This is a genomic window from Caballeronia eucalypticola (assembly GCF_047608185.1).
In the GTDB taxonomy this organism is placed as follows: Bacteria; Pseudomonadota; Gammaproteobacteria; order Burkholderiales; family Burkholderiaceae; genus Caballeronia.
Window position 1 is genome coordinate 58,860 of the sequence record NZ_JBLKRU010000010.1, and the last position, 19,702, is coordinate 78,561.

The 19,702-nt window shown below is 62.1% G+C and carries 18 protein-coding genes; 5 read left to right on the forward strand and 13 right to left on the reverse strand.

What is annotated here, in order from left to right; genetic code table 11:
* Nucleotides 1-7 precede the first annotated feature (7 nt).
* Genes ACMX25_RS14010 through fba form a run of 4 tightly spaced genes read left to right on the forward strand, consistent with a single transcriptional unit; the run spans nucleotide 8 to nucleotide 5,223 of the window.
* Nucleotides 8-1,108, forward strand: a complete 1,101-nt coding sequence (locus ACMX25_RS14010) for a class 1 fructose-bisphosphatase (RefSeq protein WP_414950543.1) — start codon at nucleotides 8-10, stop codon at nucleotides 1,106-1,108.
* A 46-nt stretch (nucleotides 1,109-1,154) separates the two neighbouring features.
* Entirely contained in the window at nucleotides 1,155-2,027 is an 873-nt protein-coding gene (locus ACMX25_RS14015) for a phosphoribulokinase (protein WP_414950544.1), read from the forward strand.
* Between the two features lie 45 nt (nucleotides 2,028-2,072).
* Complete coding sequence (gene tkt, locus ACMX25_RS14020) at nucleotides 2,073-4,136, forward strand: transketolase (protein ID WP_414950545.1); 2,064 nt, start codon at nucleotides 2,073-2,075, stop codon at nucleotides 4,134-4,136.
* Nucleotides 4,137-4,188: 52 nt separating this feature from the next.
* On the forward strand, nucleotides 4,189-5,223 hold the full coding sequence (gene fba / locus ACMX25_RS14025) for a class II fructose-bisphosphate aldolase (RefSeq protein WP_414950546.1): 1,035 nt from the start codon (nucleotides 4,189-4,191) through the stop codon (nucleotides 5,221-5,223).
* Between the two features lie 64 nt (nucleotides 5,224-5,287).
* Here the strand turns inward: fba and ACMX25_RS14030 are convergent, their stop codons facing one another.
* From ACMX25_RS14030 to ACMX25_RS14045, 4 genes are all read right to left on the reverse strand, one after another.
* Nucleotides 5,288-5,467 carry a hypothetical protein gene (locus ACMX25_RS14030; RefSeq protein WP_414950547.1) on the reverse strand — a complete coding sequence of 60 codons (180 nt, stop codon included), beginning with the start codon at nucleotides 5,465-5,467 and terminating at the stop codon, nucleotides 5,288-5,290.
* Nucleotides 5,468-6,225: 758 nt separating this feature from the next.
* Nucleotides 6,226-7,614, reverse strand: a complete 1,389-nt coding sequence (locus tag ACMX25_RS14035; RefSeq protein WP_414950548.1) for a DUF6513 domain-containing protein — start codon at nucleotides 7,612-7,614, stop codon at nucleotides 6,226-6,228.
* Nucleotides 7,593-8,306, reverse strand: a complete 714-nt coding sequence (locus tag ACMX25_RS14040; protein ID WP_414950549.1) for a flavoprotein — start codon at nucleotides 8,304-8,306, stop codon at nucleotides 7,593-7,595. The genes ACMX25_RS14035 and ACMX25_RS14040 overlap by 22 nt, the downstream gene beginning before the upstream one ends.
* The gene (locus tag ACMX25_RS14045; protein ID WP_414950550.1) at nucleotides 8,303-10,393 is read right to left on the reverse strand and encodes a sigma-54-dependent Fis family transcriptional regulator; all 2,091 of its coding nucleotides are present in this window, start codon (nucleotides 10,391-10,393) and stop codon (nucleotides 8,303-8,305) included. Before ACMX25_RS14045 ends, ACMX25_RS14040 begins: the two co-directional genes overlap by 4 nt.
* Nucleotides 10,394-10,812: 419 nt before the next feature.
* Here ACMX25_RS14045 and ACMX25_RS14050 point away from each other — a divergent pair, with 419 nt between their 5' ends.
* Entirely contained in the window at nucleotides 10,813-11,349 is a 537-nt protein-coding gene (locus ACMX25_RS14050) for a dihydroneopterin aldolase (RefSeq protein WP_414950551.1), read from the forward strand.
* Nucleotides 11,350-11,415: 66 nt separating this feature from the next.
* Here ACMX25_RS14050 and ACMX25_RS14055 read toward each other — a convergent pair whose 3' ends face one another.
* The 9 genes from ACMX25_RS14055 to ACMX25_RS14095 form a co-directional block, all read right to left on the reverse strand.
* Entirely contained in the window at nucleotides 11,416-11,847 is a 432-nt protein-coding gene (locus tag ACMX25_RS14055) for a hypothetical protein (protein WP_414950552.1), read from the reverse strand.
* A 167-nt stretch (nucleotides 11,848-12,014) separates the two neighbouring features.
* On the reverse strand, nucleotides 12,015-12,524 hold the full coding sequence (gene fae, locus ACMX25_RS14060) for a formaldehyde-activating enzyme (protein WP_414950553.1): 510 nt from the start codon (nucleotides 12,522-12,524) through the stop codon (nucleotides 12,015-12,017).
* A 172-nt stretch (nucleotides 12,525-12,696) separates the two neighbouring features.
* Nucleotides 12,697-13,593: a triphosphoribosyl-dephospho-CoA synthase gene (locus tag ACMX25_RS14065; RefSeq protein WP_414950554.1), complete on the reverse strand. Its 897-nt coding sequence runs from the start codon at nucleotides 13,591-13,593 to the stop codon at nucleotides 12,697-12,699.
* Nucleotides 13,580-14,554: an ATP-grasp domain-containing protein gene (locus tag ACMX25_RS14070; protein ID WP_414950555.1), complete on the reverse strand. Its 975-nt coding sequence runs from the start codon at nucleotides 14,552-14,554 to the stop codon at nucleotides 13,580-13,582. Before ACMX25_RS14070 ends, ACMX25_RS14065 begins: the two co-directional genes overlap by 14 nt.
* A complete protein-coding gene (mch, locus tag ACMX25_RS14075) occupies nucleotides 14,551-15,609 on the reverse strand; it encodes a methenyltetrahydromethanopterin cyclohydrolase (RefSeq protein ID WP_414950556.1) in 1,059 nt (352 codons plus the stop codon). Before mch ends, ACMX25_RS14070 begins: the two co-directional genes overlap by 4 nt.
* Nucleotides 15,572-16,777 carry an ATP-grasp domain-containing protein gene (locus ACMX25_RS14080; RefSeq protein ID WP_414950690.1) on the reverse strand — a complete coding sequence of 402 codons (1,206 nt, stop codon included), beginning with the start codon at nucleotides 16,775-16,777 and terminating at the stop codon, nucleotides 15,572-15,574. Before ACMX25_RS14080 ends, mch begins: the two co-directional genes overlap by 38 nt.
* 14 nt (nucleotides 16,778-16,791) lie before the next feature.
* Nucleotides 16,792-17,718 (reverse strand): NAD(P)-dependent methylenetetrahydromethanopterin dehydrogenase, encoded by a 927-nt coding sequence (locus ACMX25_RS14085; protein WP_414950557.1) that lies wholly within the window; start codon nucleotides 17,716-17,718, stop codon nucleotides 16,792-16,794.
* A gap of 47 nt (nucleotides 17,719-17,765) precedes the next feature.
* Nucleotides 17,766-18,863 (reverse strand): beta-ribofuranosylaminobenzene 5'-phosphate synthase family protein, encoded by a 1,098-nt coding sequence (locus ACMX25_RS14090; RefSeq protein WP_414950558.1) that lies wholly within the window; start codon nucleotides 18,861-18,863, stop codon nucleotides 17,766-17,768.
* 102 nt (nucleotides 18,864-18,965) lie between these two features.
* Nucleotides 18,966-19,358 carry a 4a-hydroxytetrahydrobiopterin dehydratase gene (locus ACMX25_RS14095; protein WP_414950559.1) on the reverse strand — a complete coding sequence of 131 codons (393 nt, stop codon included), beginning with the start codon at nucleotides 19,356-19,358 and terminating at the stop codon, nucleotides 18,966-18,968.
* Between the last annotated feature and the right edge of the window lie 344 nt (nucleotides 19,359-19,702).

A 19,702-nucleotide genomic window follows, 5' to 3' on the forward strand; every position in this document is an offset into this window, starting at 1 on the left:
GTGCGCCATGCTGGATGGACGGACCACACTTTCAAAGTTCCTGATCGATACCCTCGATCGCGATCCATCGCCGGTTCAGGCCAGCGGTTTGTCGGCGCTGCTGGTCGACGTAGCGGCGTCGATCAAGACCATCTCGGCGCAATTGACCAAGGGGGCATTGGGCGGCAACTATGGCTCGGCCGCGACCCTCAACACGCATGGCGAGGAACAGAAGAAACTCGATATTGCGACCAACGACATCTTCCTGCAGCACTGCGAGTGGGACGGCCTGCTGGCGGGCATGCTGTCTGAAGAGATGGAAGACGTGTACACGATTCCGCCCGCGTATCCGCGCGGGGAATATTTACTGGCGTTCGATCCGCTGGACGGCTCCTCGAATATCGATATCAACGGTGTGGTCGGATCGATCTTCTCGGTGCTGTGCGCGCCCGCCGGGTTGCAGGGCGGCCCGGGTGAAATTGATGCCGCATTTTTGCGGCCCGGTCACGAGCAAGTGGCGGCAGGTTATGCGGTGTACGGTCCCTCGACCATGCTCGTTCTGTCAGTGGGGAATGGCACGCATGGCTTCACGCTGGAGCGCGAGGTCGGCAATTTTGTGCTCACGCATTCGGATATTCGTATTCCTGACGATACCTGCGAGTTCGCCATCAACGCGTCGAACGAGCGCTTCTGGGAGCCGCCCGTGCGCCGTTACGTGCAGGAATGCAAGGACGGCCGCAGTGGTTGCCGTGAACGCGATTTCAACATGCGCTGGATTGCTTCGATGGTCGCCGAAGTCCACCGCATCCTGATGCGTGGCGGCGTGTTCATGTATCCGCGCGACTTCAAGACGCCGGCCATGCAAGGACGCTTGCGCCTCTTATACGAGGCCAGTCCGATGAGTTTCCTGATCGAGCAGGCGGGCGGCATGTCGACCACAGGGCGCGAGCGGATCCTCGACGTGCAACCCCGGGCGTTGCATGAACGAGTGCCAGTGATCCTGGGTTCAAAGAATGAAGTGGCGCGCATTGCCCGCTATCACGCCGACTACGACCGTGGCGAAGACAAGCCTTTCACGTCGCCACTTTTTAACAAGCGATCGTTGTTCTTGCCTGAAGCGCCGGTCTGAGAGCGTCGCCTGATCGAATTCGATTGCGAGAACCAGGAGACACATCATGTCAGTCAAACATCCGGTCATCGCGGTGACCGGTTCCAGCGGTGCGGGCACGACAACCGTCATGAAAAGCTTCACGCATATTTTCAGGCGGGAGCGTATCGACGCGCAGATTGTGGAGGGCGATGCGTTTCATCGGCACGATCGGCTGGGCATGCGCGAGGCGCTCAAGCAAAGCGAGCGCGACGGCATGCCCAACTTCAGCCATTTCGGCCCCGAGGCCAACCTGCTTGAAGAGCTTGCACAACTGTTTTCGGACTATGGCGCGACAGGTACCGGACAGGTTCGCCACTATGTCCATGATGACGCGGAAGCTGCGCTCTACAAGCAGGACTCAGGCACGTTTACGCCATGGGAAGCCGTCACTGCCGGCACCGACCTGATGTTTTACGAGGGGCTGCACGGTGCGGTTGTCACCGACAAGGCCGATGTCGCGCGTCACGCGGACCTGCTGGTGGGCGTGGTGCCGATCATCAACCTTGAGTGGATCCAGAAACTGCATCGCGATCAGACCTTGCGCGGCTATTCGCACGAGGCGGTCGTCGACACCATCCTCAGGCGTATGCCGGACTACGTGAACTACATCTGCCCGCAGTTTTCGCGCACGCATGTCAACTTCCAGCGCGTGCCGACCGTGGACACATCCAATCCGTTCACCGCGCGCGAGATCCCGCATGCGGACGAGAGTTTCGTCGTGATCCGGTTCGCGCGGCCGAAGGGAATCGACTTCCCGTATTTACTCACCATGCTGCATGACTCGTTCATGTCGCGTCCGAACGTGATCGTCGTACCCGGCGGAAAGATGGGGCTCGCGATGCAGCTCATCTTCACGCCGCTGATCCTGCAGTTGCTCGATCGGCGTGCGCGCGCCTGAGGTCCGGTCTTATCTATTTTCATTTTTGATTGAAGGAGGCATGCGATGAGTGCCGTCACTGATATGTCCACCGAAGTGTCTGCGCCGCCAGGCGTCCGCGCTGAAACTCGCTTGATGGCGAATGCGTTGCGTTTTCTTGCTGTCGATGCGGTCGGCCAGGCTAAATCCGGTCATCCCGGCATGCCGATGGGAATGGCGGAGATTGCCGTCGCCTTGTGGAGCCGGCACCTCAAACATAATCCGCGCAATCCCGATTGGGCAGACCGCGACCGGTTCGTGTTATCGAATGGGCATGGCTCCATGTTGTTATATGGGCTCCTGCATCTGAGCGGCTACGACCTGCCGCTCGATGAACTGAAGCGCTTCCGTCAACTGCATAGCAAGACGCCGGGGCATCCCGAAGTAGGGCTGACGCCGGGCGTTGAAACGACGACCGGACCCTTGGGGCAAGGACTGGCGAACGCGGTTGGAATGGCGCTTGCCGAGGCGCTGCTCGCGCGAGAGTTCAACCGGCCGGGGCATGTGATTGTCGATCACCGGACCTATGTTTTTGTCGGCGATGGCTGCTTGATGGAAGGCATATCGCACGAGGGCGCTTCGTTGGCGGGTACGCTCGGATTGAACAAGCTGACAGTGCTCTACGACGACAACGGCATTTCGATCGACGGCCACGTGGACCACTGGTTCGCCGACGATACACCCGCGCGCTTCGAGGCCTATGGGTGGCACGTAGTGCGCGAGGTGGATGGTCATGATGTCGATGCCGTCGACCGCGCATTGCGCCATGCGCGCACTGCCGGAAAACCGACGCTGATCTGTTGCAAGACGGTCATTGGAAAAGGCTCGCCGTCGATGGCCGGGACGCACGACGTGCACGGTGCGCCGCTTAGTGCTGAAGAGGTGGCCGCGACCCGGCGTGCGCTCGACTGGCCTTATCCGCCCTTCGAAATTCCGTCGACGATCAGGAGCCTGTGGGACGCTCGCGAGCGCGGGAAGAGGGTTGAAGCGGACTGGACCGTCCGGTTCGCTGCGTACCGGCGCCAGTATCCCCGCGAAGCCGCCGAGTTCGAACGGCGTACGCGCGGAGCACTGCCAGCGCACTGGCGTTCCGCGGCGCTGACGCTCGTGCAGGACGCCAACCGCGCAGGCCAGTCGATGGCAACGCGCAAGGCATCGCAGCAGGCCATAGAAGGACTGGCTCGCGCGTTGCCCGAACTGCTGGGAGGATCGGCGGACCTCACTGGTTCGAATCTCACGCGCTGGAAGGAAGCGGTGACAGTGGAGGGCGGACGCGACGGTCCTCAGGGCGGCAACTATGTGCACTTCGGCGTGCGTGAATTCGGCATGAGTGCGGCGCTTAACGGTATGGCGCTGCATCGCGGATATCTGCCTTTCGGGGGGACTTTCCTCACGTTCTCCGACTACTCGCGTAACGCGTTGCGCATGGCCGCGCTGATGAAGGTTCGCACGGTGTTTGTGTTCACGCACGACTCCATTGGTCTCGGCGAAGATGGTCCGACGCACCAGTCGATAGAGCATGCAGCAACCCTTCGCATGATTCCAGGTCTGGATGTATGGCGTCCGTGCGACACCGTGGAGACGGCGCAGGCATGGGTGTGCGCGGTGGACCGCGATCGTCCTTCCTGTTTGTTGCTGAGCCGTCAGACCTTGCCGTTTGTATCGCGCGACGAAGAACAGATCGATGCGATTGCCAATGGCGGCTATGTGCTGCGCGACTGGGCGGCGCCGGCGGGTCGTGTGTCGAAGCGCGTGGTGCTGATTGCGACCGGGTCGGAGATCGCGCTTGCGCTGGCGGCAGTTGAGCCGTTGCATGCGCAGGGCGTGTTTGCCCGGGTGGTGTCGATGCCATCTACGACCGTGTTCGACCGTCAATCGCGGGCGTGGCGTGACAGGGTGTTGCCGCGGGATGTACCGCGTGTCGCGATTGAAGCGGGGGTGAGTGCTTTTTGGCGGCAATATGTTGGGCTGGACGGCGGGGTGGTGGGAATCGATAGTTTTGGCGAATCCGCGCCGGCCGAGGCCTTGTTCGAGCATTTCGGGCTGACGGTAAAGGCAGTAGTCGATGAGGCAAGCAGGGTTGCTCGCTGAGCACATCTGTTTTTAGGGAGCTGCTCATAACCTAAATATAACGGAGTCCGAAATGTCATTTATCGCATTGCGTCAGCTGCTGGATCATGCAGCGGAACATGGCTATGGCGTGCCCGCGTTCAACGTGAATAACATGGAGCAGATCCAGTCGATCATGCAGGCCGCGGAAATGACGCGCAGCCCGGTGATTCTGCAGGCATCGGCGGGGGCGCGCAAATATGCCGGGGAGCCGTATCTGCGTCATCTCGTGTTGGCTGCGATCGAGGCGCATCCCGACCTGCCGGTCGTTCTGCACCAGGATCACGGGGCGAGTCCGTCGGTGTGCCAGCAGGCGATCCGGTCCGGCTTCACGTCCGTGATGATGGATGGATCGTTGATGCCTGATCAGAAGACGCCCGCTGATTACGACTACAACGTGGAGGTTAGCCGGCGGGTCGTGGAGGCGGCGCACGCGGTGGGGGTATCGGTTGAAGGGGAGTTGGGGTGTCTGGGGTCGCTCGAAACGGGTCAGGCCGGCGAGGAGGATGGCGTGGGGGCGGAGGGCCGCTTGTCGCATGATGAATTGCTCACCGATCCTGGGCAGGCGAGGGAATTTGTTGGAGCGACCGGTGTGGATGCGCTGGCTATTGCCATTGGTACTTCGCATGGCGCTTATAAGTTTAGTCGTCAGCCGGATGGGGATATTTTAGCTATTGACCGGATCGTGGCGATTCACCGGTTGATTCCTGATACCCATTTGGTGATGCATGGGTCGTCGTCGGTGCCGCAGGAGTGGTTGTCGATTATTCGTGAGCATGGTGGTGAGATACCGGTGACTTATGGGGTGCCTGTGGAGGAGATTCAGCGCGGGATCGCCAATGGTGTGCGCAAGGTGAATATCGATACGGATATCAGGCTGGCAATGACCGGGGCGATGCGGAGGTCGCTGGCGATGGCAAAGGGTGAGTTCGATCCGCGTCATGCGTTGAAGGCAGCGACGGCTGCGGCGAGGGATTTATGCGTGGCGCGGTTTGAGGCGTTTGGATGTGCAGGGCATGCGGACAGGATCAGGCCAGTGGGGTTGGATGTGATGGCACGGAGGTATTGATCGGGCGGAGGTGATCGATGGCGGTTGGGTATGGATGGTCGGGGTTTGGGGGTGGGGGTCGGAGTCAATGCCGGGTTGCTGCTTTCCAGGTCTTCGCGCGTTTTACGTTAGCTGATTTCTTTATCACTATTAGCCACTGCGCGTGGCGGCGCGTCATTTCTTTGTCCAAAGCGACAAAGAAACGAAGCAAAGAAAACGCTTTCACCTCTCTAAAAATTAAGTGTCCACAGCGTGCAGTTTTCATTCATGGGTACCCCAAAAGCACGGTGCTCGCCAGAGCTTAGGATGTTTGAACCCCTCTTTCTCGCGAATCCTGACAGTAAAACGCTTCGCCCCGTACGCTCTCGGGCTAGCACCAGTGCCCCACGTTCCCGCACGGCCTCACGCGTATTTGCCGCTGTGGTGCTTCGCGGGTTAGCTATTAGTTTGCATTGTTATTTGCCGGTTTTAGGCCTTATGCATTCTGCAGGTGGTTTAAAAATGGTTCGGCATGCGTACAAATTGGGTGGAAGGTTTTCTGCGGATAGCGCGGGGCGCTTCTTGGGCAGGTTCAGTCGCTAGTGCTAGCCCGAGAGCGTACGGGGCGAAGCGTTTTACTGTCAGGATTCGCGAGAAGGAGGGGTTCACACATCCTAAGCTCTTGCGAGCACCGTGCTTTTGGGGCACCAATGAATAGAAACTGCACGCTGTGGACACTTAGGGTAGAGCGGTGAAAGCGCTTTCTTTGCTTCGTTTCTTTGTCGCTTTGGACAAAGAAATGACGCGCCGCCACGCGCAGTGGCTAATAGTGATAAAGAAAACATCCAACATAAAACGCGCGAAGACCTTGAAAGCAGCAACCCAGCAATGAACCAGACCACCAACGCGAGAACCCGTGCAACCCAGCAATGAACCAGACCACCAGCGCGAGAACCCGTGCAACCCGGAAAAAACTCAGACCACTAACGCGAAGAACAAGTCCAACCCAAACCCCAAAAACAAACCGCCAGCAAAACAACCCCCTCACGAACGCTTCCGAGTACTCCCCGGCGCCGCCCAGCACTCAAGATCCGCAGTGGATCTATCCACCTCCACCTGGCATCCCCAGTCCAACGCCTGATCCTGATCGAACCGCTTCCCCAGCTTCCAGGCAATCTCCGCACGGGCCAATTGCACGCCCATATAAAACGCATGCCCTCCATCGGCCTCCAGCCCAAGCCCCGGATAAAGTGCGAACGGGTCTCCCTCAACAGCATGCCCGTCGCGGTTATAAACGTGAATGCCATCAGCCGCGACCTGAACCCGAAAATTCGGATCACGCACCGCCTGCGCAATCACCGCAATCTCCGCCGCGTCATAAGGGAAAGGCCGCTTCGCATGCAACGCCGACAAGTCGCTGGAAATCCCCTTCGGCAAGACTTGCGCGTCGCGTGCTACATGCATGATCCGCCGCGCAACATCGGCCTCCTTGACAGCGCGCCGCGCATGCAAACTAACCGATGTAGTCAGCACCGCGCTAACCCGCAATTCCGCAGCCATGCCCAGCAACACCGCATTGATTCCGCTCGTATCGGCTTCGGTCAGCTCCGTCACATTGCCAATGCCCATCATGATGCCGATCTCCGGATAGCGCGCCCGCAACCTGACATAACGCGCAATCGATTGAGCCAGTCCAAACGGAATCGGATCAAGAATGGGATCGGCGAGAAAAGATCGCCCACGAGCCAGAAGCACATCGATCGCTGCATCGAGCGAGCCTGGATCGCCCGGCTCCCGCGCCACGAGAATTGGCACGGCGGGAACTTCATCAGCAATCCATAAGGTATCCAGATTAAGACTCATCAGGTAGTCCGCACCGGCACGGCCGCCCCGCACGAGCTCCTCGGTACGCATGGAATCCACGCTCACCCGATACCCACGTTCCTTCAGCGCACGCACCGCGTCTTCCAGATGCGGAAAGGGTGTTTCAGGCAGGCAGCCGACATCGATGACATCGGCTCCCTGAGACGCATACACGGCAGCCCGCGCGACAATGCCGTCAATATCGAGTCGCGGCGCATCGACGATCTCAGCGAAAATCTCGGTCTCGTATCGGGACAAATCGAAGTGGCGCGCCTCACGCCCGAAGAACCGCGGCAAATCCTTAACCTCCTCCGGACCGCGTTCGACCAGCACGCCGAAGTGCGCGCTCAACGCGTCGAGATCGCCACGGCATCGTCCCGGCACGATCATCCGCGTGGCTGCAAGCGGCACAGGGACGCGCCGGCGGATCATGTCGGCGGTCATCAGCGCGGCTACCTGAAGTCCGATCTCACGGATCCCCCACGTGAACGGCGTGGGCGCCATGCCCTCGAGCACCCGTTGCAAACTGTGTTCAGCAAGCCTGCCAGTCAGGAAGACGATGTGGTCCATGCGAGCCCGAGCGTCGACAGCCGTTGATCAAGCGCTGCCTTCAACTCATCGAGCGAGCGCGCCACCGTCGTGTATTCGATCAGCGCCAGTTGCTCCACATGCCGGAGCTCGACACTGCGCGGCCGCACCTCGACCCATTCATGCGGGCTCTGGGTGATCACGCTCGGCGCCGTGTCACATGCGAAAACAATGCCCGGTATGCACTGTTTGCCCGCTTGCGCATACAAATTGGTGGGCAGCGTGTCGGAAATCCCCAACACACATTTGGCGACCGTGTTGCTCGTCGCGGGCGCGATCACGACCGTATGATATTTGCCTTCATAGAGCATGCCGACGGGAACCCCGCTCGCACTGTTGTCGCGAAATACCCGAAAGTGCTCGCGTAGCTTCGGCAGCGGCCATCCATACAGCGGCAACACTTCCTCTCCCGCCGACGACAAAAACAGGTCCACGCCCGGCAGCTTGCAGGCAAGCTCGATGGATTCCTCGATCATGTGCCCCGAGCCGGTCACGCACCACGCAAAACCCGCGTTGGGTTTGAACTGGTCAAGCCTGCGAGCGGGCAAAGGCGAGGGCGAACCCGCACCCGCACCCGCACCCGCACCCGCACCCGCACCCGCACCCGCACCCGCACCCGCACCCGCACCCGCACCCGAACCCGAACCCGAACCCGAACCCGAACCCGCGCTCATGAATTCCACGGTGTGGCGGACCCGTCATGCGATAACCGGATATGCAGGCGATGCATCTTCCGATACAGCGTATTACGGCTGATACCGAGCCCTTTCGCTACGCTGCTGACGTTCCACCGATGCTCATCCAGCAGTTCCAGTACGGTCTCGCGCTCCTTGACCTGGATCGCGTTGAGCTCGGAGGTGTCGGCATCGTCGGCGCCATGCGGGAACGGTCCGGTCACGGGCGTGCCGCTCATGCCGGTCGCCAGTCCCAGGTGCGCGGCAGGCGTTGTGCCCGCATATTGCACGACCTCGGGCGGCAGATGCGAGCAGTCGATCTCCGGCCCGTCGCACAGCGCTATCGCCATTTGCAGCACGTGGCGCAACTGGCGGATGTTGCCGGGCCATGCATAGTTCAACAGCGCATGCCGCGCCTCGGCGCTAAGCGCCGGCGGCTCATCCGGGTCCGATTCATTGGCAAGCAAATGATGGATCAACGCGAGCGCGTCGGCCCGTTCGCGCAGCGGCGGCAAGTTGATCTCGATGCCGTTGAGCCGGTAATACAAGTCTTCGCGGAACGCGCCGCTCTGCACCAGTTCCAGCAGGTTGCGGTGGCTTGCACTAATCAACTGGAAATCCACCTTGACCGTGGTTTCAGCGCCGAGCGGGGTGACTTCATGCTCTTCCAGCACGCGCAGGAGCCGCGCTTGTAATGCCATCGGCATGTCGCCGATTTCATCGAGAAAGAGCGTTCCCGCGTTCGCCTGCACGATCTTGCCCCGCCGTCCTTCACGCTGCGCACCCGTGAACGCTCCCGCGCGATAGCCGAACAATTCGCTCTCGATCAGGTTCTCCGGTAACGACGCGCAGTTCACCGCAACAAAGCTGCCGCCGCTATTCGGGCTGATGCTATGGAGTGCATTGGCAAAGACTTCCTTGCCGGTGCCGGTCTGGCCCCGCAGGATGATCGGGATCTTGCGCTGGATTACCCGCACAGCAAGCTGGATCTGCGACGCCATGCGCGGATCGCCGAACTCAAGGTGCGAGAGTTTCTCCAGCCGCCCCGCCTGGCCGGGCACTTCCCTGGCTGTTCGCGCGGGCCGGGCGGCACGCGCGGCGGTAGACACCGCGCGGCTCGTGGGGTCGTTCATGAAGATGCGGGTCGCGCTGGTCGCTGCATCGCGCGGGGTCTGGGCGATCAGGAAAAAACGGTTGTTTGCGCTGGCGCTATAGACGGTCACCGGATGGAACGAGCCGCGGATACTGCGGGCAATCATGTCCTCGAGCGACACGTTGAACGCTTCCTCGATGCGTTTGCCGCACAGCTCCGCATGCGAGCGGAAGTCGAGCTGGAACAGCGCGCTGCGGCTGGCCGCGAGCACGACACCGTCATCGCTGACAGCAAGTTTTCCGGCATGCAGCGTGCCGACAAATTCGGGCCGACTATGGAAGTGGATCATGTTCGCATGCCGATACCGCGCGTCGATCAGGCGATTCTCGATCATCTGTCTCGACATGCCCACCAGCACCAGCGAATGCTGCTGCAGCAGTTTCGAACGGCTGGTTACGTCCAGCACGCCGGCCACTTCACCGCGATCATTGAAGATGGGCGCGGCCGAGCAAGTCAGCGACGTATAGCGCGGATAGAAATGCTCGTGTTGGTAGACCGCGATGCATTCGCGCTCGGCGAGGCACGTTCCCATGCCGTTGGTGCCGGCTTCACGCTCGCTCCATAACGCACCTACGCGCAGCCCGTCGGCGGCGATGGCTTCCCCGAACGGCACCGACGCCACCTGATGCACGATCACACCGTCGGCATCGACGAGTACAACGGCGAGTTCCGGGTCGGCGAGCTGCTGGTAGAGCGTCGTCATCTCGAGTTTCGAGCATGCGATCAGGTCGCTGGCCGCTTCGCGCCGCGCGGTGAGTTCGGGCTGGGTCAGCACCGGCGGCATCACGAAACGCGCCGGATCGAGCCTGAACTCCTTCAGGCAACGCGTCCATGATTGCGCAACGGAGTCGCTTGTCGGGCGAGTCGGCAACTGATTATTGACGATGTTCAGTACTTCCCGGACGTGCACGTTACTGTCTGCAAACGACGACATGGGGCTTGTCTCCGGGGCGTCCGGTTCGTGCCCGCGAGAATTCGCAGGTCACTGCGGCGCCGTATCTATGGTGTTCCCCTGCGCTGCGTTTTTCTGGGTCCGCATGCGCGCGAAGCGATACGTATTGACGTTTTATGAACTTAACCGCGTCGGCAAAACTTTACCTCCTATGGCGCCAGGGTTCAATAAGTAGTCGCGTAAGTGTTAGCCGCTGCGCCCGATTTTTGCTTGCGACTTGCTGAAACCGCGGCAACAGGCCCGCGTGTGCATGCGTGTGAGCGCCTGACGGAAAGCCTCATGCCAGGCGGTACAAAACGCTCACACGCTGTATCGATTCCGCGACACACATTGCTGCGGCTATCTGTTCGTCAATGGCACGCCCACAGCCCTTTCCCTGCAATCGCCAACGGAGGTTATTCATGGAGCTTTTCGATGCGGTTCGACCCACACGTTCTTCGCTGGGCACGCTGCAGAGCGCGCAAACGGGTGTGATTCCCCACTTTCCCTGCATCGATACCGCACCACAAGCTGCCACCGATGTGCCCATGGACATCGTCTACATCAAAGGGTTTACCGGGAGTACGGTGATCGGTATCGACGTCAGCGAATTGCGGGACCCGCAACCCGTGCGTATCAGCCTCACCATTGGCGTGCCGTCGATCCGCGCCTGTGCGACGGATCGTATCGAGGACACAGTAAATTATGCGGCCGTCCACGATGCACTGCATCAATTGCTGGCCTCGCACGGCGTGCAGTTGCTCGAACGTCTTGCCGAGAAAATTGCTCAGTTGGTGATTGCCGATTTTGGGGCGCATTGGGTCCGGGTATCGCTTGCGAAGCCTGCAAAGTTTCCCGATGTGGAATCGGTCGGGGTTCTAATTGAACGCAGGCGTCAGCCGGTCAGCGCGCAAGCCGTCACCTGCGCTTTCCTCGGGAAAGGGCTTATCCCGAACTGATCGTCAGGACGCTTAAGGGACGCGCGAAGCTTCGCGCTTTGAAGTGCTCGCCACTCTGCGGGTGCTTCACTTGGTTGCGGCAGCGGACTTTGTCACGCCACACGCGCGAAAAGCGTCGGTCTGAATCGAACGAAAGTTCTTCGTTTGGGCTTTGGCCCGATCCACGCGAAACTCGTTGCCGCCTTCGCCGCCGAGCGTCGAATATTTCGAGAAGGTCATTTGCTCGACGTAGTCGTCGTAGGGAAGAACCGCCGCGATATGGTCGATCGCGCAAGAACACTTATATACGTTGGCGAAGTCGTGACCGTTGTCATCCATGCAGCCGAGCACGTATTCCACGCGGCCCTGAGTGGGGTAATCGTGGCCTTGTGCCGGATTGCCGGCGGCCGGAACAACGGGATCGGTCGACGGGTCCGCCGCCCATGCAAGCGGCGATGCAAGTGACGGTGCGAGCACGAGACAGGCAATCAGCAGCCGCGTGCGACATCTGGAGGTCATGCCGGAGCCTCTCCAAAAAAAGTCATTCCTCGGTTGAATGAAGGACTGGACGGGCCGCTTGTTGTCGTGAACGACTCATGAATAACGCATGAGTAACGCACGAATATCTTGAGCGGCCGCGTCCAGACCCGATTTTTTTACACCACGCCATAGAACCGCGCCGCGCTTCAGTTGGCCGCGAACGGATGCGCGACGGAAGCTTTCTTCGCGACTACATCGGCTGCGCTCGGTTCTCCGGCAACCGCGCGCTGGATCGCTTCGCGGGTAGCCTTGTAGTTGTATTCCTGGATCTTCTTGTCGTCTTCGGCTTCCCAGTGAATGAACACGCCCACGCAAACAAAAACATCGTCGGCTTCGTCCTTCGGAATCGTGCCGTCTTCAACGCTATCCGCTACGGCGAGCGCGACGGCGTGCTGGGCAGGACCGAACATCTGCACGGCCTGCTTTGCGCCCTTGATGGTTACCTTGTTGAACATCACCGTATTCGGACGGGTGATGAGATTAGGCGCGACGACCGCCAGAAGCGACGTAAAGCCGTCCTTGTTATTAGTCAGGGCATTGCAGAACGCGGTCTCGACAGCAGAGCCGCGCGGTCCAATCAGCAAGTCGATATGAGCGACCTCGTTGCCGTCGCCGACTAGCGACTCGCCTACCATGACGCGGTTGATTTTGGCCATGCTGTTCCTCCAGTGATTGGATATTGAATGTGCCCGCTTGGCGGTCAGCCCGCGAACGGCGTGAATTGACGCCGCCCGGAGCCGGTTGAGAACCATGGCTGTTCCTATCATGTTCCGTGCCAATGGCGGGTTACCGTCGCAGCGTTGGGCGGCACCGCGTGCCTCAGTGCGCTCAGATGCCGTCCGGAATGCCGTCCACGACACCTGCGACAAACAGCGTAGCGACCGTGAGATCCGCGCTCGTGCCCGGATTGATGCCTTGTGCCTTGAGTTCAGCGTCCCACTCCCTGAGGGCATGCAGTTCATTTGCGACGCCGCCGCGGGCCCGAGCGCGGTGTATCGCGTCCTGGCGCGCGCGCGCCTCGCGCGTGACACTCTGCGCCACGAGCAGGCCGTGCTTGCGCACAATGTGTGAATCGGGCCAGCCGCTCAGGAAGACCAGGAACACCTCGAGCGTGATCGCCGCGGCGGATTGCGAATGTCCCGAACGATGATCGCGGCGTACGGTTTCCAGGCCCGTTTCGAACACGTCGCGAAATCCGTTCGCGTATTGACGCGCGATGCTGTCGCGATCGGCAGCGAGCGCCATCGCAGTGCGAAGATCGACGCTCGGCAAGTCGTGGACCGATTGTTCGGGCGCGTCGCCCAAACCGCCGGGATTCGCGAGCGCAATTGCGCGATAAGCGGCGCGGGTATCGTCGATATCGAGCTTTTGCAGCACCTGTTCCGTTGCAGTGCGGTACGCGGTGACATTCGCGTCGGTGCCGTGGATTTCAAGCGCCGCGGCGAGTGGGGCGACCAGCAATACGATGCCGAGGTTGGTGTTGCAGCCAGCCGTCTCGCGGGTGCCGCTGACGGCATCGAGAATCCGCGTGCCGACCGTCGCGGCGGGTGCGAACAGCGCATCCGCCGCGACGTCCGCGCTCGCGATGAATTGCGACGCCGTCATGCCGTGACCGGGGTTGTCGATGCTCACATTGCCCGGCTTTGCGGTCTCCACATCGAGCCGGCAAGCCCTTAAAAAGGCTGCTCTTGCCGTTGCGAGAGGGAGGGGGCTATGTGGGGGCATCGGCGGTCTTCAGAGGCGCGTGCGCCGCGAGCCTGCGCGCTAGCAGGTCGTCAACGAGCGCGGCGGCTATGTCAACATCCGTCACCGATTGCAAGCCGCGCCACGCCGCCACGCCGTTGACTTCGAGCACCAGGGGGCGATGTGCATCGCCGCAGCTGCTGGACGTGCGCTGAGGAAGAATCAGGTCGACGCCCGCATAGTCGAGGCCGAGTGCACGGGTCGCCCGCTCGGCCGTGTCGGCCAGGACGGGATCGAGCGGCGCGCGCTCGCATTTCGCGCCTCGCGCGAAGTTGTGAATCCAGCCTTTGCCGCCCACGCGCCGCATGGCCGCGACCGCCCGGCCGCCGATCACGAGGACACGCCAGTCGAAGCCCGGCCGCGCGGTTTCCACGTAGCGCTGCAGATAAGCGACTTGCCCCGATGTCCGCAACGACGGCAACGGGGCGAGCGACCCGTCGCGACGGTTGGCGCCCAGCCGTCGCAACCCCTTGCCCTGCGATCCGAACAGCGGCTTGAGCACGACCCGGCGGTTCGCGGCCGCCTCGCGCATCAGCACCCGCTGCGCGAAGGCCGCCGATTCTCCCGCCCATGTGGCGGGCGTTGGCACACCATGCAGGTTGAGCAGGAAACTGGTCATCGACTTATCGACGCTGCGCTCGATCGCGCGTGCGTCGTTATATACCGGCACGCCGCATTCGCGCAGCGCGTGCAAGATGCCGAGCCGCAGCGTGACCTGCTCGAACGTCCCGCCCGCGATGCCGCGTACGAATACCGCATCGGGCAGCGCGTGGCCAAAGCCCGGGATCGCGAGACCGTGCGGCGCCCACGTGGTATCGATGCGGCATTGCGCCAGATCCACGCAGCGCGCCTCCACGCCACGCGCGAGAAATGCTTTCTTCAGGCGCCCGGTGTGCCAGCCGGTTTCGTCGGTCATGATGGCGACCCGAAGCCCCGGGCTCATGGCGTCTGCCCCGCGCCAGATTGCGGCGTTGATGTGCCCGAAGTGCCTGAAGTACCGCTCCATTGGGCGTCTAGCAGCGCCATGTCGAGCTTGCCGCCGTGATAGGTCAAGCCGCTTTCGAGGCTGCCGACCCACACTTCGGCGGGCGCGAACAACGCGGCGTCGATCTGATAAAAATCGTAGTTGAACGATGTGAAGATATCGGCGAAAGGACGCCCGTAATCACGCGCATTCGATGACGGCAATTCTGCCGCGAGCCGTTGCGCGACGGCATCGCTTTTCACGGTCAGGTGCACACGGCCGCCGTAGAGAATGGCGTCGTTGGTGCGGCCCATCGCCTGGATTCCGTCGGGCGCGGGCGGTGGCAACGGGGCCGTGCCGCTGCCCTCGATGATCTCGTTGAGGTCCACGCCAAGCACATGCGTCTTGTGCAGTGCAACTTCGACCACCCGCGCGACGACCTGCACCGTTCCCGCGACAGAGTGTGTCGGCGTCACGACCAGCGTGAGTTTGTCGGGCGCCAATGCACAGTCGCGCAGGATTTTTTCAATCACGACGGGCGGCGGCAAGCGGTCCACTTCGAGCACGAGCGCACCGCGATCGTGGCGGTCGCGATAGCCGAGTTCATCGAAGAGTGTTTCCTTGCCCGCGAGCGCGCGCGCCGGGCCTGAGCCGAGCGAGAAAAACTTCTTGCCGCCGGTTTGCTCCTTCGTCGCCGACAAGCTCCACCCCGCGTACTGGCTGCCAAGGCAGGCGAGCACGGGTGACGATGTATGGACCTCGATCATGCTCGGCCAGGGCGGATTGGCGTCGAGACTCGAGCGCACGGCGACCCGTCCGAGACCGCCCATGCACAGCCGCGCGATCAGCACGCCCGCTTCGATGCCGCCCATTGCGTCGATACCCGCGTCGACAATTGTCGTGCCGTGGGGCGTGCGCGAAACGGCTATGCGCAGCCGCGCGGCGTGGTCGACGAGCCGGGTGGCAAGCCGTTCGCTCAGGGCGTTGACGCTGAGCTCAGGCGGAGGAAGAGATGACGGCATCAGTGTGCTCATGACAGGTTTCGATGCGTTGCAAAACGAGCGCTTCGCGGCGCCCGAGTTCGTCGCGGACGGTGGAGGTGGAGGGCTGCGTGACGACGAGCGTGCAGACCGGCTCGCCCGCGCCGATTCGCATGCCTGGATGCGGTACGTCGTGGCACGCGGGGTCGGTCAGGCAGGCGTCGCTGAAGGGGCCGGAGACGATAAGACTGCGCGGCGCGAACACCACGCGCTGACCGGCTTTGGATCGAGTCGAAGCGGGAGATGTTCGCGTTGGCAGACGTCCTTCGAGACACGCATCGAGGTGGCACGCGATCAGGCCACGCGGCCATGCATCGGGCGCGGCGGTTTCGTAGAGTGTCATCGTCGATGAAGGGCGCGCGTTGATTTCGAGGACCTGGAACGTGTCGCCGTCCAGCAGGAAGTCGATACTGTTCAGCCCCACGAGACCCGTGTTCGCCACGATCGCGCTGATTGCCGTCGTGACGTCGTCCATGATTTGCGGCGGGATGTCGGCGGGCCCGATCGACCCGGTGTGCAGGAACGGCCGGTTGCCCACGGACTCGCTGAGCTGCTGTGCAAAGCCGATCACGGACGCTTTTCTCCGTGCCGCGACAAACAGCGCGGACATCGAACGTCCTGCGCTCATGCGCTGGAAATAGCCGTTAGCCGCCGGCGTGTTCGATGTCGAATCGAGTGCTTCTATATGTGTCCCGCCGCAGCCGTCGGCGCGTTTGAAAAGCCAGCCGGCGGGATCCAATGGAGCCGCGTAGCAGACCTCCGGATGCGCGATGCCCAGCCGATCCAGCAGCGCAAAAAACCGGCGCGGCTCGCGCACGGCAGCGCTTGCGCCGGCGCTATTCCCTATCAGGCGCGGCAATCGCTGTGCACTGCACAAATCCTGCATCAGCGGCTCAAGCCCGCTGCCCATCACGAAGCCGAGCATGCGTGGCAACCGAGCCGTACGTTCGAGTGCATCAAAGAGACGCTGAGCGTCGATCGACAAACCCTCGCCGCCGATATCGAACCATAGCGGCGCATAACGCCGTGTATCGCGGTCGCCGAAGATATCCAGCGCGGCCACGTTCAGCCCCGCGCGACGCGCGGACTGGGCAAGCATGCGCGCTGACAAGCCGACGGCCGCGATGTACGGAGCTTGCGCGGAACGGGTGCCGGGCGTCATGAACGAACGATCCATCAGGTGGTGTCGCCAACAATCGCGCGAGCCTCGTCGAACGCTTCGGGAAAGCCGAGATAGACCGGCTTGACGCCGGTGCGCATCCGCAGGAACAGCCGATGTTCGACCTGGTATTTGACGTTGCCGATCGCGAGCGCCCCGATTGCGAGCGCGTCCTCGCGAACCGCGCCGGCAAGCGGTTTGCCATCGTCCATGACATGCACGCCCGCGATACCTTCGGGCGGCACGGCGTTGACATCGGCGGCGATCAGCAGGTGTTTGGCGACCGCGACGTCGGCTGCGCTCATGACCTGTACGCCCGCGACGGCCGTTGCCATCACGACCTCGGCGCTCGCGAGCGCGTGATGCAATTCATCGCGCGTGTGGACCGAAACGCCGGTGGTCGCGATATCGAAACGCTGGTTGACTTCGTCGCTCACGCGGGTCGCGCGGGCGATGTCCGAATGGCTCGCTATCAGGACCTGCGCGCCCAGCGATGCAGCTATGGCGGCCGCCACGCGTCCCACCGCGCCGGTGCCGCCAAGAATCAGTACGCGCTTGCCGCCGAGCTCCGCGCCGTGGGCTGCTTTCAGATGACGTTCGACGAGCGCAACGAGCGCGGCGGCGGTCGTGTACGAGCCGCTCGGATCGGCGAATACCGATACTTCGAAGGGCGGCACCATGGCGTGGCGCGCGGTGTCGAGCATATCGGCGGCGAGCATGACGTCACGTCCGCCGATGAAGATCCCCGTGCGCGACACGCCTTTCGGACCGCGCGAAAAAATCGCGTCCTGAGTCAGCGTGACGACGTCGTTCGCACCGACATTGCAATAGGGAACGATGACCTGATAACCGGCATCGGCGGCCATGTTGACGTCGAAGGGACTCATCTGCGGCGTGGCCGTCAACATGTGCAGGATGTAGGGCCGTTCTGTGGCTTCGGGCATGGGAATGGACTCGTTTCCGGTGGTTAGTGGCTCGATTCGCGCGGCGCTTAAGCGAGACCGCTGTGGCAGCGTTGCAGGCCGACGGCATGGATGGACGCGCCGCGATTGCTTCCCGCCGCTACCGAGCACACGACGCCGGCTATGCCGCGCGTGACGTCCGTCGCGGCGGCCAGCGCGCGTTCGGCATCCTGGGCGTTCTGCACGAACGCGAAACCGGTGGGTCCCCACGACGTCTGGCCGATGCCCGCGCGGTGCTGCGTGGCGGCTTTGGCGGCGTTGATCGCCGCGGCGACCGTGGGACTTGAGAATACGCCGCCTTGAGCGGGCGCGAAATATTCGCCGATGGTCTGCTGCAGTTCGCTAATCCCTTTCGCGAACGCATCGAAATCATGTTCTGCAATGCCGGGCAGCACGAGCATCAGCACGAGGTGACACAGGTGCGCGGCAAGCTCTTTCGGGAAGGGAGCAAGGGTCGCGAGCGCTCGCCGTTCCTCGTTGCCGTGAAGGCCTTCCTGACGGGTGTCGTCGACAAGCAGGATGCGCCATGCGTCGGGAAACGGCAGGCGGGTCAGGATCGATGGAACGTGAGGTTCATGATGCGCCCCGGAGCGAGCAGAGGACCCGCTGTCCACGATCAATCCGCCGTGATCGAAACCGAGCGTGCCGATGCCGGAGCGCGCGCCGCGTCCGAGCAGCCGCGCGAGTTCTGCTGTGGAGGCGGTCCGCCCAAGCAACCTGACGAACGCCGTACCGACCCCCAGCGCGAGCTGCGTGCCCGAGCCGAGGCCCGCGTGTGCGCGGGGAGCACGCCGGACATCGATCCGAACTGGCGGGCCGCCGTAAGCGTCGTGCAGCAAGCCCAGATAGTGCGTGATGCGCTCGCGTTGTGCGTCGGCGTGGGCACCGGCCACCTGCGTCTCGCCGGCATGATCGGCATGATCGATATATTGCGCGGTGATCCGCGTACCGGGTGCATCTATCGTCAATCCGACGCTGCCGAACGCGCGTCCCAGTGACCCGCTTGGGTCGAGAAAACCCAGGTGCAGGCGCGCGGGGGCGTCGACCGTTACAGTCGTAAGCGGCGACGCGGTGTCCGATTCGTGGTCCGTTCGTTGGTCCGATTCATGATCCAGGCGAAGCTGCATCGCGAGTGTCCCTGGGTTCGATGTCGTGGTCAAAGCCGTGGCCGTGAAGCCGGGTGCGTGGCCTTCAAGGCAAGAGCCGTACCAACGGATTCGCGACCTTGCTCAGGCCTTCGGTGCGTCGTACTTGATATAGCGGAAACGCTGGTCGTCGCGCGGGGTGCCTTCCAGCGCTCCTCCTTCCAGCCCGGGTTGCCACTGGATCACTTCCTCGATCTTGGTCGCGAGCGCGATATCTTTATCGGTGATGCCTTTGGCCGAATGCGTCTTCAGCTTCACGGTGACGAACGCATATGACACCGTCAGGTCCGGGTGGTGCCACGCCGCTTCCGCGAGGTGCCCGACGGTATTCACCACCATCAGCGTGCCTTTCCATCCTTCCGTCTTGATCTTGCGGCGCAGCCAGCCGTCCTCCATATACCAGTGCTGGAGCGGGCCGGTGAGACGCTGCTGGATCTCATCGTCGGAGTAGACCCTCTCGGGTTGTGTGCTGGTCATGGCGATCCCTCCCACGCTCGTTCGTAGCGAACCTCAACCGGGGTTCAACTTGAAGATGCTTTGCAAACACCGCGCCAGCCTGCATGAAGACGGGCCTCGCACTTTGAATAACAGCCTCGCGCCACGGCCCTTGCTGCAGCGCACCGCCCGCTGCTGGGAGCACTGAGTTTGCAGCGCCTTTCAGATTGGAGTGTGTATCGCGGATTTGACACAGTATGTGTCGTAATCCGAATGAAGCGTCTCACCCTCGCGCCATCGTGATGCTATTCGTCCCCTCGGGGTTTTCCCTTCGCATGGACGCCCGCAGCAATCGGTGCCACGCCCTGCCGATCTCCGTCAATCTC